13 protein-coding genes are annotated in these 13,468 nt (G+C 72.2%); 7 read left to right on the top strand and 6 right to left on the bottom strand.

Going from position 1 to position 13,468, the window contains the following annotated elements; all coding sequences use genetic code 11:
* The gene (locus tag DDE18_RS16460; protein WP_133241251.1) at positions 1-987 is read right to left on the bottom strand and encodes a GNAT family N-acetyltransferase; all 987 of its coding nucleotides are present in this window, start codon (positions 985-987) and stop codon (positions 1-3) included.
* Positions 988-1,041: 54 nt separating this feature from the next.
* Here DDE18_RS16460 and fdxA point away from each other — a divergent pair, with 54 nt between their 5' ends.
* Both fdxA and dapC read left to right on the top strand, forming a co-directional pair.
* A complete protein-coding gene (gene fdxA, locus DDE18_RS23400) occupies positions 1,042-1,368 on the top strand; it encodes a ferredoxin (RefSeq protein WP_116573363.1) in 327 nt (108 codons plus the stop codon).
* A complete protein-coding gene (gene dapC, locus DDE18_RS16450; RefSeq protein WP_281258397.1) occupies positions 1,369-2,499 on the top strand; it encodes a succinyldiaminopimelate transaminase in 1,131 nt (376 codons plus the stop codon).
* Here the strand turns inward: dapC and DDE18_RS16445 are convergent.
* Positions 2,483-3,655, bottom strand: a complete 1,173-nt coding sequence (locus DDE18_RS16445; protein WP_116573362.1) for an MFS transporter — start codon at positions 3,653-3,655, stop codon at positions 2,483-2,485. The genes dapC and DDE18_RS16445 overlap by 17 nt on opposite strands.
* A gap of 34 nt (positions 3,656-3,689) precedes the next feature.
* On the opposite strand from DDE18_RS16445, the gene DDE18_RS16440 reads away from it, so the two are divergent.
* Positions 3,690-4,004, top strand: coding sequence for a cupin domain-containing protein (locus DDE18_RS16440; RefSeq protein WP_116573361.1), 315 nt, complete (start codon positions 3,690-3,692; stop codon positions 4,002-4,004).
* A gap of 34 nt (positions 4,005-4,038) precedes the next feature.
* On the opposite strand, the gene DDE18_RS16435 is transcribed toward DDE18_RS16440, so the two are convergent.
* The 4 genes from DDE18_RS16435 to DDE18_RS16420 are packed head-to-tail and all read right to left on the bottom strand — an operon-like array spanning position 4,039 to position 7,695.
* A complete protein-coding gene (locus DDE18_RS16435; protein ID WP_245916776.1) occupies positions 4,039-5,004 on the bottom strand; it encodes a VldE C-terminal domain-containing protein in 966 nt (321 codons plus the stop codon).
* A gap of 57 nt (positions 5,005-5,061) precedes the next feature.
* A complete protein-coding gene (gene dapD, locus DDE18_RS16430; protein WP_116573360.1) occupies positions 5,062-6,012 on the bottom strand; it encodes a 2,3,4,5-tetrahydropyridine-2,6-dicarboxylate N-succinyltransferase in 951 nt (316 codons plus the stop codon).
* A 34-nt stretch (positions 6,013-6,046) separates the two neighbouring features.
* Positions 6,047-7,096, bottom strand: coding sequence for an FAD-dependent oxidoreductase (locus DDE18_RS16425; protein ID WP_116573359.1), 1,050 nt, complete (start codon positions 7,094-7,096; stop codon positions 6,047-6,049).
* A 41-nt stretch (positions 7,097-7,137) separates the two neighbouring features.
* A complete protein-coding gene (locus DDE18_RS16420; RefSeq protein WP_211754587.1) occupies positions 7,138-7,695 on the bottom strand; it encodes a DinB family protein in 558 nt (185 codons plus the stop codon).
* A gap of 309 nt (positions 7,696-8,004) precedes the next feature.
* On the opposite strand from DDE18_RS16420, the gene ileS reads away from it, so the two are divergent.
* Genes ileS through DDE18_RS16400 form a run of 4 tightly spaced genes read left to right on the top strand, consistent with a single transcriptional unit; the run spans position 8,005 to position 13,468 of the window.
* Positions 8,005-11,277 (top strand): isoleucine--tRNA ligase, encoded by a 3,273-nt coding sequence (ileS, locus tag DDE18_RS16415; RefSeq protein ID WP_116573358.1) that lies wholly within the window; start codon positions 8,005-8,007, stop codon positions 11,275-11,277.
* Positions 11,278-11,311: 34 nt separating this feature from the next.
* On the top strand, positions 11,312-12,412 hold the full coding sequence (dapE, locus tag DDE18_RS16410) for a succinyl-diaminopimelate desuccinylase (protein WP_425437576.1): 1,101 nt from the start codon (positions 11,312-11,314) through the stop codon (positions 12,410-12,412).
* Positions 12,409-13,164, top strand: coding sequence for an LOG family protein (locus DDE18_RS16405; RefSeq protein WP_245916775.1), 756 nt, complete (start codon positions 12,409-12,411; stop codon positions 13,162-13,164). Before dapE ends, DDE18_RS16405 begins: the two co-directional genes overlap by 4 nt.
* A 16-nt stretch (positions 13,165-13,180) precedes the next feature.
* Positions 13,181-13,468 carry a DivIVA domain-containing protein gene (locus DDE18_RS16400; protein ID WP_116573356.1) on the top strand — a complete coding sequence of 96 codons (288 nt, stop codon included), beginning with the start codon at positions 13,181-13,183 and terminating at the stop codon, positions 13,466-13,468.

Here is a 13,468-nt window from a genome sequence, read left to right as displayed (position 1 = left end):
CTACGCCGAGGGCGGGGGAGCGGCGAGGTAGCGGTAGGCGTGGTGGGTGGTGAACCCGAGACGCTCGTAGAGCGCGATCGCGGGCGCGTTGTCCTCGTGGACCTGGAGGTACGCCGTGGAGGCGCCGCGCTCGGCCCCCCACTCCAGCAGCGCGCCGACGACCCGGATGGCCAGGCCGCGGCGGCGGTGGGCCGGGTCCACCTCGATGCCGGCGAGCCCGATCCAGTCGCCGTCGAGCGCACCCCGGCCCGACGCCGTCCGCATCCCGCCCTGCTCGAGCACCACCTCGACGCGCGGGCCGTCCTCCACGTAACACGGTGGAACTGCACCTGGCACGGTCGCCGGCGACTCGGGTCGTTGCAGTCGGACCGTGTGACATGCGCGGAGGGCCCGCGAGACGGCGGCGAGCTGGAAGAGCGTGTCCGACCCCGGCTCGACGATCCAGCCGGCCGCGGTGAACGGCTCCGGCTCGCCGGCGACGACGCACGCCACCGGGCGCCGCCCGTGGGCGGTGTAGAACTCCGTCACCCGCTCGACCGGGTCGGCGACCCCGGGGTCCCCGACGGCCAGCACCGAGTTGGCACGCCGCGCCGTCGCCGTGGCGGAGGTGCGCAGCACCCACTCGCCCAGCGGCTCGGTCGACAGGTCGGCCCACATCGCGTGGCCGTGCAGGTGCGCCTCGCGCGCCCCGACGCGGTGCCGCACCGACGGCCTGGGCGGCACCGGCTTGCCGGAGACGATGTCGGCCAGCGCGATCGTGACCGGCCCGCGGTCGGAGTCGACGACGCACACGCCGCCGCCCCACGCCGTACAGACCCCCAGCACGTCGGTGAGCGCCGGCCCACCCGTCGGCCCGGTCTGTCCGCGCAGGACCCGGCGCACGACCACCCGCCGGCCGACCACGTGCGGGCCGAGGCCGTGCCGGCCGGCGGTCGGCTCGCCGGGCGCGTGGGTGCCCACAGAGTGGGGTTCCTGAGCCGCGGCCATGACGGGATACTAAGGTGGACCACCAGTTGTGCTTCGCCCCTCCAGGAGGATCTGGTGACCTACGTCATCGCCCAGCCGTGCGTGGACCTCAAGGACCGCGCGTGTGTCGACGAGTGCCCCGTTGACTGCATCTACGAGGGCAAGCGGATGCTCTACATCCACCCCGACGAGTGCGTGGACTGTGGTGCCTGCGAGCCGGTGTGCCCGGTCGAGGCGATCTTCTACGAGGACGACACCCCGGAGGAGTGGAAGCAGTACTACGACGCCAACGTGCACTTCTTCGACGACCTCGGCTCGCCCGGCGGCGCCGCCAAGATGGGCGAGATCGACAAGGACCACGAGTACGTCGCGTCCCTGCCGCCGCAGAACACTGATCACTGAGTGGGCCCACTGAGCACCCTGCAGCCGGCAGGCCCGGTCTCCTCGCGCCTGCCCGACTTCCCGTGGGACAAGCTGACCGAGCACGCCGCACGTGCGCGGGCGCACCCCGGCGGGATCGTCGACCTGTCGATCGGCACGCCGGTCGACCCGACCCCAAACGTCGTCCAGCAGGCGCTGCGCGAGGCCGCTGACTCGCCGGGCTACCCGACCACGATCGGCCTGGAGGCGACCCGGCAGGCCGCGATCGACTGGCTGCGCCGGCGCTTCGGCGTCACCGGGCTCGGGCTCGGCGGGGTGCTGCCGGTGATCGGCTCGAAGGAGCTGATCGGCTCCCTCGCGGTGCACCTGGGCATCGGGTCGGGCGACCTGGTCGTCTACCCCGAGCTCGCCTACCCGACGTACGAGGTGGGGGCGGCGCTGGCGGGCGCCCGCTCGGTCGCCACCGACTCGCTGACGGCGCTCGGCCCCGAGGTGCCCCGCCTGCTGTGGCTCAACAGCCCGTCCAACCCGACCGGCCGGGTGCTGCCGCCCGAGCACCTGCGCAAGGTCGTCGACTGGTGCCGCGAGCGCGGCACCATCCTGGTCAGCGACGAGTGCTACCTCGAGTGCGCGTGGGACACGCGCCCGACGAGCGTGCTCCACCCCGACGTCACCGGTGGGTCGCACGAGGGCGTGCTCGCGGTCCACTCGCTCTCCAAGCGCTCCAACCTCGCGGGCTACCGCTGCGCCTTCGTCGCCGGCGACCCCGCGCTGGTGGGTGAGCTGCTCGCGGTCCGCAAGAACCTCGGCCTCCAGATGCCGATGCCCCAGCAGCGCGCGATGATCGCCGCCCTGGACGACGACGCGCACGTCGTCGAGCAGCACGCGACCTACGCCGCCCGCAGGGCGAAGCTGAAGGAGGCGCTGCTGCTGGCCGGCTTCCGCGTCGACCACTCCGAGGCCTCGCTCTACCTCTGGGCCACCCGCGGCGAGGACTGCTGGGAGACGGTCTCCTGGTTCGCCGAGCGCGGCATCCTGGTCGCGCCGGGTGAGTTCTACGGCCCGGCCGGCCGCCAGCACGTGCGGGTCGCCTTCACGGCCACCGACGAGCACGTCGATGCCGGGGTCGCGCGCCTCACGGGGCGGTCCTGACCGCCTCCTTTCGGCCTGCCTGACGGGCCAGGGCGATCCCGCCGACCGCCAGGGGAAGGGCAGCGATCGCGACGAGCGCGGGTCCGAGCCCGATGCCGGCCGCAACCAGGCCGACGACGAGCGGTCCACCGCTGAGGCCGAGGTCGATCAGCACGCTGGTCGTCGCCGCGGCGGACCCGCGTTGTGCCGGGGCGACGCGGGAGAACACGGCGGCGAAGACAGCCGGCGTCAGGAACGCGGAGCCGATGCCCAGCAGGAGCGCGCCGAGGAGCACGCCCACGGGTGATGCCACGGCGCCCATGACGACGAGCCCGGCCGCGTCCAGGAGCAGGGCCACCGCGGCGAGACGCATCGGCTCCGTGCGGTCCGCGAGGGTGGCGAAGGCGATGCGCAGCGTGACTACGGTGGCGCCGAAGACGAGGGGAGCCAGACCCCACGCGGCGAGCCCGACCTCACGGGCGTGGAGCACGCCGAAGCCGAGGAAGCCGCCGGTCGCGGCCACTCCGGCGAAGAGGAGGAAGGCCGGCCAGAGCGCAGCACGGCTGACCAGCGCCGAGGGCGTCGCGTCCTCGGGCTCCTCCAGGGTCTCCGGCACCAGGGCCAGGATCACCACGGCGCTGACCCCGAACAGCGCCGCGGCCGCGACCCACGCCGCTGCGAAGCCAGCCGCCTCGATGAGGATCTGCCCGAGTCCTGGCCCGAGGGCGATCCCGAGGTAGAGGGCGAGCGAGTTGAGGCTCAGGGCCTCTCCGCTGCGCCCGGGCGGGGCGAGGTCCGCGAGCGCGGCGAACCCCGCCACGATGAACAGCGCCTCCGCGACGCCGAGCAGCAGGCGCAGGGCGACGAGCGCGGGCACGGAGTCCACCAGCAGGTGGGCCAGGGTGAGCACGCACATCGCGCCCGCCCCCACCACCAGCAGCCCGCGTCGGCCGCGCCGGTCCGTCGCGCGACCGGCGAACGGCCGGGTGAGCAGCGTGGTCACCCCGAACGCCCCGACGACGACCCCGACCCCCGCGTTGCCCGCTCCGAGCACGTCGCGGGTGAACAGCGGGGTGGCGGCAAGCATGATGCCGGCCGCCGTGAAGTAGAGCAGGTCAACCGCAGCCAGCGCCACGAACGCGGGCGTCAGCAGACTGGTCCGGGCCGCAGTGGCCATCGGTCCACGCTAGTGCCGGGTCCCCAGTGTTGCCATGGCCCGGACGGGTGGTCGGGACGTCCTCGTCCAGAAGGTGGTCATCGATGCAGGCGGCTCCAGCGGCTGGCATCACCACCCGGGCATGGTGATCGTGGCAGTGCAGTCCGGTTCGGTGACCGTCTGGGACTCCGACTGCAGCCGTGAGCAGTACGGACCGGGCCTCCCGAACGGTTCCGTGTTCGTCGAGCACGGCGATGAGCCGGGGCTGGTCACCAGCACGGCAGGGGCAACGCTCTACGCGACGTTCGTCGCCCCGAGCAGCGACCCGCCAGTCTTCCGGATCGAGGACAACCCACAACCTTGCCCGTGATCGCACGCGGGAAGGATCCGATGCACTTGTCGGACTAGTCCGCGACGTCGACGTGCACGTGGTCGCGGTGCTCGAGGATGGCTTGGTCGCCCCGCGAGGACGACGGCACCTCGTAGTCGGTCCAGCCGTCGTCCGAGCGCGAGCCCGCGTGCCAGATCCGGTCGTCGAAGATGACGGTGTTGATCGACAGCCGGTCGGCCTGGGCCACCAGGTAGGACGCGATGGCCCAGCCGCTGCGCCGGTTCCCCGGGCTGATGGGCCGCACGAACACGTCGACCGCCCGGCCCTCGTAGTGCGCCGAGCCGGCCATGTGCCCGCTCGAGACGCCGCCCGGCTGGAAGCCGCCCATCGACTGCGGCCCGAAGACACCCTCGATCTCGTCGCGCACGACCGCGGCGCGCTGGACCAGCCCCTGGCCGTCGAGCCGGTCGGGTGCCTCGTCGGCGTCGCCCGGCGTGGTGCACCAGAAGGCGGCCGGCGAGTTGCCCGTCAGGGCGGACGCGAGCGCCCGGGCGTCGGCCTCGTGCTGGGCGTACGCGTCGGGGTAGGCCGACCGCTGCACCGCCTGGGCAGCCTCGGTGATGTCCATCTCGCGGTAGCCGTCGACCTTCTCAAGCGCGTCGTAGAACGCATGCGTCGCGTGCACGGGGTCCAGCACCTGCTCACGGGTGCCCCAGCCCTGCGATGGCCGCTGCTGGAAGAGGCCGAGCGAGTCGCGGTCGCCGTGCTCGACGTTGACGATCTTCGACTCCTGGTACGCCGTGGCGAGGGCGATGCTGGCGGCGCGCGCCGGCAGGCCCCGCTGCACCGAGATGGCAGTGATCAGGGCCGCGTTCTCCGCCTGCTCGAGGGAGAGCTCCACGACGTGGCCGTCGACCTCGGCCCTGCAGCCCTCGGCGTCAGGGAGAGGGCCGATGCCGCGGTTGACGAGGATTCCGACCACGACGAAGACCACCGCCGCGGCGAGGCCGAGCGCCAGGATCTCGCGCAGTCGCCTCACGCCGCAAAGGGTGACATGCCGCTCAAGTCCACGTGGGCGGCGTTCTCGCGTGCCTGCCTAGTTGGCGTGCAGGTCGGCGTTGAGCTCGATGCCCCCGCCCTGCCACGGCACGGCCTCGATGGCGCCGGTGACCGAGTTGCGGCGGAAGAGCACGTTGTGCGCGCCGGAGAGCGCGGCGGCCTTGATCACCTTGGGCTTGGAGTCCATGTCGAGCACGGTCACCTTGGTGCCGGCGGTGACGTAGCAGCCGGCCTCGACGACGCAGTCGTTGCCGAGGCTGATGCCGATGCCGGCGTTGGCGCCTAGGAGGCACCGCTCGCCGACCGAGATCACCTCCTTGCCGCCGCCCGACAGGGTGCCCATGATCGAGGCGCCGCCGCCGATGTCGGAGCCGTCGCCGACCAGCACGCCCGCGGAGATGCGGCCCTCGACCATGCTGGCGCCCAGCGTCCCGGCGTTGAAGTTGACGAAGCCCTCGTGCATGACGGTGGTGCCCTCGGCGAGGTGGGCGCCGAGCCGGACCCGGTCGGCGTCAGCGATCCGCACGCCCGACGGCATGACGTAGTCGACGAGTCGGGGGAACTTGTCCACGCCGTAGACGGTGACGTGCTGGCCCGCCCCCATGAGGCGGGCACGGGTCGTCTCGAACCCCTCGACCGCGCACGGTCCGGCGCTCGTCCAGACGACGTTGGTGAGCAGCCCGAAGACGCCCTCCATGGAGATGGTGTGCGGCTTCACGAGCCGCGAGGAGAGCAGGTGCAGGCGCAGCCAGACGTCCTCGGTGGATGTCGGCGCTGCCTGGAGGTCCGCGATCGAGACCAGGCGCGGCTCGCGCCGTACGTCGCGGAGGTCGTCCTTGCCCTCGAGGGCGGCGAGCTCGGCGGGCGCGGTGTCGCCGCCGTCGGCCTCGCCGAGCGCGGGGGAGGGGAACCAGACGTCGAGGACGGTGTCACCGTGCAGCGTCGCCAGGCCCCAGCCGTGGGCGGTCGTGGGAGTCGTCTCAGTCACGCAGACACTCTACGGACCCACGAGCCCGGGCCACTCACCAGCCGACGGCGACGGGATCCGCCGACTCCAGGTGTCGCGCGACGGCGACCGCCGCGGCCCTTCCCGCCCGGTTCGCGCCGATGGTGCTCGCCGACGGGCCGTAGCCCACGAGCTGCACCCGCGGGTCGCCGACGGCGGTGGTCCCGTCGAGCTGGATCCCACCTTCAGGGCTGCGCAGGTGCAGCGGCGCCAGGTGGGCGACGTCCGGACGGAAGCCGGTGGCCCAGAGGATCACGTCGACCGGCTCGAAGGAGCCGTCCGCCCAGCGCACCCCGTCGGGCTCGACGCGCGAGAACATCGGCCTGCGCTGGTAGGCGCCCAGCCGCGCGGCCTCCCGCTCCTGCTCCCGCAGCGCCAGCCCGGTCACGCTGACCACGCTGGCAGGCGGGAGGCCACGGCGCACCCGCTCCTCCACCAGGGCCACCGCCGCCCGGCCGACCTCACGGTCGAAGCCGTCGCGCCACACCGGCGGCCGGCGGGTCACCCACAGCGTGTCGGTCACCGGGGCCAGCTCGCCGAGGAACTGCACCGCCGAGGCTCCGCCACCCACCACCAGCACCCGCCTTCCGAGGAAGTGCTCTGCGCCCGGGTAGTCGACCGTGTGCAGCTGCTCGCCGGCGAACGTCTCCACGCCCGGGTAGCGCGGCACGAAGGGCCGCCGCCACGTCCCCGTCGCGTTGACCAGGGTGCGGGCGTGCCAGGTCCGGGCGCCAGCCTGTGCGACGAGCAGCTCTCCCTCACTCGTCACGGCGTCGACGCGGACCGGGCGGACCACCGGCAGCCGGTGCATCCGCTCGTAGGCCGCGAACCAGGCCGGCACCACGCGGTTGGCGCGGCCACCGGCGACCGGCGCTGGTGAGTCGGGCAGGTCAGCGACGCCGTGGACGTCCTGCATCGTCAGCGAGTCCCAGCGGTGCTGCCAGGCGCCGCCGGGGGCCTCGTCCGCATCCAGGACCACGTGGTCCACGCCGCGACGGGTCAGGTGGTAGGACGCCGACAGGCCGGCCTGGCCGGCCCCGATCACGACGGAGGAGTGGGCGGTCACGTCGCTGCAACGCCGGGCTGCGGCTCGCTATGCCCGCCGACTCACTGCCCGGCGCGGCCGTCCAGGCACTCGCGGACGAGGTCGGCGTGCCCGCAGTGGCGGGCGTACTCTTCGATCATGTGGACCACGAGGTCGCGGACCTCGATCTCGTCGTCGTCGACCTTGACGAGGTGGTCGAGCTCGACCCCGGCCAGCACCTCCCGGGCGTGGGCGACCTCGGCCCTCCACAGGTCGAACGCCTCGGTGACGGTCTCCGCCGACACGCTCCCGTCGTCGGCCCGCGGCACGGTGAACCCCCCGTCGCCACCCGCCTCGGAGAACAGCTTGTCGAGGTCTTGCCCCTCGATGACCCTGCGGAACCAAGAGTGCTCGACCCGGGCCATGTGCCGGACCAGCCCGAGCAGCGAGATCCTCGAGGGCGGTACGGCGGGAGTCGCGAGCTGGTCGGGCGTCAGCCCCTCGCACTTCAGCTCCAGCGTCAGCCGGTAGGCGTCGAGATAGTCGACGAGCACCGCCCGCTCGCCGCGGCTGGGCGTGGCCGACTGGCGCGGATCCTGGTCGTGGGGGACGAACATGCCGTCGTATCCGGGTTGGCTCATGGCGACATCCTCACTGAAGCCGCCAACTGATTCGCGCGGTCCCCACCCCGCGCCGTACGATCGGGGCACAGGCGCTTGAGCCGTCATCAGCGGCGAGCCTCCGGAAGAACAGGGCCGCACGGTCCCCAGTAGAACCGGACGGGTGGGCCCGTCACAGCCTCGAACGAGCGGTCCTGGTCTCGACCCGCTCGACCACCGGTAGCTCACGGCGGTCGACGAGGAGGGCCAGGGCAAGCGAGGTGGTACCGCGGCAGCCTCCGCCGGAGGAAGTCGTCCTCGCAGGTGAAAACCAGCGAGGTCAGGCAGCCCATGACGTACCCCAAGGTCTCCCACACGGATGCGACGAGCGTCCCCTCGAGCCCGCGCTTCCCGGCGATCGAGGAGGCCGTCCTCGACTACTGGGCGAAGGACGACACCTTCCGGGCGAGCGTGGAGCAGCGCGACGCGGGCGAGAACGGCGAGAACGAGTTCGTCTTCTACGACGGCCCGCCCTTCGCCAACGGCCTGCCGCACTACGGGCACCTGCTGACCGGCTACGTCAAGGACCTGATCCCGCGCTACCAGACGATGCGTGGCCGCCGCGTCGAGCGCCGCTTCGGCTGGGACACCCACGGGCTGCCCGCCGAGCTCGAGGCGATGCGCCTCAACGGCATCAAGACCACCGACGAGATCGTCGAGCTCGGCATCGAGAAGTTCAACGAGGCCTGTCGCGCGTCGGTGCTCAAGTACACCGGCGAGTGGCGCGACTACGTCACCCGCCAGGCGCGCTGGGTCGACTTCGACAACGACTACAAGACCATGAACCCCGAGTTCATGGAGTCGGTCATCTGGGCGTTCAAGCAGCTGCACGACAAGGGCCTGGTCTACGAGGGCTTCCGCGTCCTGCCCTACTGCTGGAACGACGAGACCCCGCTGTCCAACCACGAGCTGCGGATGGACGACGACGTCTACCAGGTCCGGCAGGACCCGGCCGTCACCGTCGGGTTCCGCATCGATCCCACCGACGAGCCGGACGACGAGCTCGGCGGCGTCCTGGCCCTCGTCTGGACGACGACCCCGTGGACCCTGCCCTCCAACCTCGCCGTCATGGTGGGCGAGGACATCGAGTACGTCGTGGTGGAGGCGGCCGTCCCGGGCGCGACCGAGACCGCGCGCTACCTGGTCGCCGAGCCCCGCCTCGCGGCGTACTCCCGCGACCTGGCGAACGAGGACGGCGAGCTCACCATCGTCTCCCGCCACCGCGGCGCCGACCTGGTCGGCCGCAGCTACACCCCGCCGTTCTCCTACTACCTCGGGCACGAACGCGCCTTCCGCCTGGTCGCGGCGGAGTTCGTCACCACCACGGACGGCACCGGCATGGTCCACACCGCGGGCGCCTTCGGTGAGGACGACAAGGTGGTCACCGACCGCGAGGGCATCGAGCCGGTCATGCCGGTCGGCAAGGACGGCCGCTTCACGCACCCGGTCACCGACTACGAGGGCATGCTCGTCTTCGACGCCAACCTGCAGATCATCGACCACCTCAAGGCGGCCACCGCTGCCTTCGGTGGTCGAGTAGCCGCCGAGGAACGAGGCGGCGTATCGAGACCGACGGGCTCCGTGACCCCCGGCACGGTGCTGCTGCGCCGCGAGACCTACGACCACTCCTACCCGCACTGCTGGCGGTGCCGCGAGCCCCTGATCTACAAGGGCGTCTCGTCCTGGTTCGTCGAGGTCACCAAGGTCAAGCAGCGGCTCGTGGAGCTCAACGAGCAGATCCGCTGGGTGCCCGACCACATCAAGCACGGCCAGTTCGGCAGGTGGCTGGAGAACGCCCGCGACTGGTCGATCACCCGCAACCGCTTCTGGGGCTCCCCGGTGCCGGTGTGGAAGTCCGACGACCCGGCCCACCCGCGCATCGACGTCTACGGCAGCTTCGAGGAGATCGAGCGCGACTTCGGCCGCCTGCCGCGCGACAAGGACGGCAACCCCGACCTGCACCGGCCGTTCGTCGACGAGCTCACCCGGCCCAACCCCGACGACCCCACGGGCAGGTCGACGATGCGCCGCGTCACCGACGTCCTCGACGTGTGGTTCGACTCCGGCTCGATGAGCTTCGCCCAGGTGCACTACCCGTTCGACAACGCCGAGTGGTTCGAGCACCACTTCCCGGCCGACTTCATCGTCGAGTACATCGGCCAGACCCGCGGCTGGTTCTACACGCTGCACATCCTCGCCGGAGCGATCTTCGACCGCCCGGCGTTCTCGGCGTGCGTGAGCCACGGCATCGTCCTCGGCTCCGACGGCAACAAGATGTCCAAGAGCCTGCGCAACTACCCCGACGTCCGCGAGGTCTTCGACCGCGACGGCGCCGACGCGATGCGCTGGTTCCTGATGTCGAGCCCGATCCTGCGCGGCGGCAACCTCGTCGTCACCGAGCAGGGCATCCGCGACTCGGTGCGCCAGGTGATGATCCCGCTGTGGAACAGCTGGTACTTCCTCAGCCTCTATGCCAACGCCGCGAACGGCGGTGAGGGCTACGACGCGCAGTGGCGCACGGACAGCACCGATCCGCTCGACCGCTACCTGCTGGCCAAGTGCCGGCAGTTCGTCGAGCAGATGACCCACCAGCTGGACAACTACGAGGTGGCGAACGCGTGCGACACGACGCGGACGTTCCTCGACGTGCTGACCAACTGGTACATCCGCCGCTCCCGCGACCGCTTCTGGGGTGACAACCCCGACGCCTTCGACACCCTCTACACCGTGCTCGAGGTCGTCTGCCGGGCCACCGCCCCGCTGATGCCGCTGACGACCGAGGAGGTCTGGCGGGGCCTGACCGGTGGCCGCTCGGTGCACCTCGCCGACTGGCCGGCTGCCGACGACCTGCCCGCCGACGACGAGCTGGTGGCCGCGATGGACGCGGTCCGCGACGTCTGCTCGGCCGGCTCCGCCCTGCGCAAGGCGGCCGGCCACCGCACCCGGCTGCCCCTCGCCGGACTCACCGTCGTGGTGCCGAACGCCGCGTCCCTGGCGGGATTCGAGCCGATCGTCGCGGACGAGCTCAACCTCAAGGCGGTGTCGCTGCTCGACCTCGACACGCCCGAGGCCGCGGCGTACGGCGTGGAGCAGCGCCTCACGGTCAACGCCCGCGCCGCCGGGCCGCGCCTCGGCAAGGACGTGCAGACCGCGATCAAGGGCTCCAAGAGCGGCGACTGGTCGGTCGCCGAGGACGGCACCGTGACTGCTGGTGGGCTCGCGCTCGTCCAGGGCGAGTACACCCTCGAGACGGTGGCCGGCTCGAGCAACGACGGCACCGCCACCGGCATGCTGCCTCGCGGCGGCTTCGTCGTGCTCGACACGGTGGTCACGCCGGAGCTCGAGGCCGAGGGCGTCGCCCGCGACCTGGTGCGGACCGTGCAGCAGGCGCGCCGCGACGCCGGCCTCGAGGTCGGCGACCGCATCGCGCTCACCGTCTCCGCGCCCGCGGAGGTGCTGGATGCCGCGCGCGCCCATCAGGAGCTGCTCGCCGGCGAGACGCTGGCCACCAGCGTCGACCTGGTCGAGGGCGAGGGGCTGGACATCCGGGTGGCGCGCGCCTGAGATGGGAGTCGCTCAGGGTGGTTGGATGGACCCCGTGCCTGAGCTCGACCTCTCCGCGGACGCCGTCACCCTCACCCAGCAGCTCGTCGACATCGAGTCGGTGAGCCTCGACGAGCGGGCGATCGCCGATGCGGTGGAGGTGGCCCTGCGCGGGCTCGGCCACCTCAGCGTCACCAGGCGCGGCCACACGGTCGTCGCCCGCACGGAGCTGGGGCTGGGCGAGCGGGTGGTGATCGCCGGCCACCTCGACACCGTGCCGGTCAACGGCAACCTGCCGTGCGTCCGCGAGCAGACCCCCGACGGGGAGGTCCTCCACGGGCTCGGCACCTGCGACATGAAGGGCGGCGACGCCGTCATCCTCCGGCTCGCGGCGACCGTGCCGGCGCCCGTCCGCGACGTCACCTACGTCCTCTACGAGGCCGAGGAGATCGACTCGGAGTTCAACGGACTCCGGCTCCTCGCCCTCAGCGACCCCGAGCTGCTCACGGCGGACTTCGCGATCCTGATGGAGCCGAGCAACGCCTCCGTCGAGGCCGGCTGCCAGGGGACCCTGAAGGCCGACGTCCGGACGACCGGCGAGCGTGCCCACTCCGCGCGCAGCTGGAAGGGCGTCAACGCGGTCCACAAGGCGGGCGACATCCTCGACCGGCTCGCGGCCTACGACGCGCGGCAGCCCGTGATCGACGGCCTGGCCTACCACGAGGGGCTCAACGCGGTGGGCATCCGCGGCGGCGTCGCGGGCAACGTCATCCCCGACGAGTGCGTCGTGTCGATCAACTTCCGCTACGCCCCCGACCGCTCGGCGGACGAGGCCGAGGGCTTCGTCCGCGACTTCTTCGACGGCTACGAGGTGATCGTCACCGACAACGCGCCCGGGGCGCTGCCGGGCCTCGACCGGCCGGCCGCGAAGGCCTTCGTCGAGGCGGTGGGCGGCGAGGTGGCCCCGAAGTTCGGCTGGACGGACGTCGCCCGGTTCACCGCGCTGGATGTGCCGGCGGTCAACTTCGGCCCCGGCGACCCGACGTACGCACACAAGGCGGACGAGCACGTGCGCGCCGCCGAGATCCTGCACTGCGAGGACACGCTGCGACTGTGGCTGACCCAGGACCAGAGCATCGGAGGGGGAGAGGGATGAAGTACAAGCACCGCGGCCCGGTCATCATGCGCCGGGGCCAGGTGGACACCGGCACGACCGACCAGCGCCTGCTCGACTCGGCCGGGTCGACCGACTGGGTGCACACCGACCCCTGGCGCGTGCTGCGCATCCAGGCGGAGTTCGTCGAGGGCTTCGGGGCCCTGGCCGAGCTGGGGCCCGCCATCGCGGTCTTCGGCTCTGCGCGCACCCGCGGTGAGGACCCGGACTACCTCGTGGGGGAGAAGATCGGCGGCCGGCTCGCTGAGGAGGGCTTCGCGGTCATCACCGGCGGCGGTCCCGGCGCGATGGAGGCCGCGAACAAGGGGGCGAGCGAGGCGGGCGGCGTCAGCGTCGGCCTCGGCATCGAGCTGCCCTTCGAGGCGGGGCTCAACCCGTGGGTCGACAGGGGCATCAACTTCCGCTACTTCTTCGCCCGCAAGACGATGTTCGTGAAGTACTCCCAGGGCTTCGTCGTGCTGCCCGGCGGCCTCGGCACCTTCGACGAGCTCTTCGAGGCGCTCACCCTGGTGCAGACGCAGAAGGTCACGAGCTTCCCCGTCGTGCTGATGGGCACGTCCTACTGGCAGGGCCTGCTCGACTGGCTGCGCGGCACCGTGCTGGCCGGCGGCAAGATCAGCCCCGACGACCTGGACCTGCTCACGCTCACCGACGACGTCGAGGAGGCGGTCGCGCTGATGGTCAAGGCACGCGACGGCGCCCTGCCCACCCCGCCCGCCGAGCGCCCCGAATAGCGAGAGGGACACCGCCATGACGTGGTTCTTCGCCATCCTCGCCGTGCTGCTGATGGGTGGCGTGGCCGCCGTCGCCGCCGGGCGCGGCGGGTCCCTGCCGGAGGCATACGACGACCGCCCCGACGTCCGCGTGCCGGCGGGCCCGCTCACGGGCGACGACGTGCGCCGCGTGCGCTTCACGCTCGCGTTCCGCGGCTACCGGATGAGTGAGGTCGACTCGCTCCTCGCCCGGCTCGCCGACCAGCTCGACGCGCCGCCCGACGTCCGCGAGCCGGAGGGTCGTGGCGACCAGTCCATCGGCTAG

This window comes from Nocardioides gansuensis (assembly GCF_003076135.1).
Lineage (GTDB): Bacteria > Actinomycetota > Actinomycetes > Propionibacteriales > Nocardioidaceae > Nocardioides > Nocardioides gansuensis.
The sequence above is the reverse complement of the archived record's forward strand: the minus strand, read 5'-3'. Positions and strand labels throughout refer to the sequence as shown.

Excerpts from the sequence above, each read along its gene's own strand:
- DDE18_RS16420 (WP_211754587.1), bottom strand. The coding sequence starts at position 7,695 with ATGAGCCAACCCGGATACGACGGCATGTTCGTCCCCCACGACCAGGAT.
- DDE18_RS16460 (WP_133241251.1), bottom strand. The coding sequence starts at position 987 with ATGGCCGCGGCTCAGGAACCCCACTCTGTGGGCACCCACGCGCCCGGC.
- ileS (WP_116573358.1), top strand. The coding sequence starts at position 8,005 with ATGACGTACCCCAAGGTCTCCCACACGGATGCGACGAGCGTCCCCTCG.
- DDE18_RS16405 (WP_245916775.1), top strand. The coding sequence starts at position 12,409 with ATGAAGTACAAGCACCGCGGCCCGGTCATCATGCGCCGGGGCCAGGTG.
- DDE18_RS16440 (WP_116573361.1), top strand. The coding sequence starts at position 3,690 with ATGGCCCGGACGGGTGGTCGGGACGTCCTCGTCCAGAAGGTGGTCATC.
- DDE18_RS16400 (WP_116573356.1), top strand. The coding sequence starts at position 13,181 with ATGACGTGGTTCTTCGCCATCCTCGCCGTGCTGCTGATGGGTGGCGTG.
- DDE18_RS16445 (WP_116573362.1), bottom strand. The coding sequence starts at position 3,655 with ATGGCCACTGCGGCCCGGACCAGTCTGCTGACGCCCGCGTTCGTGGCG.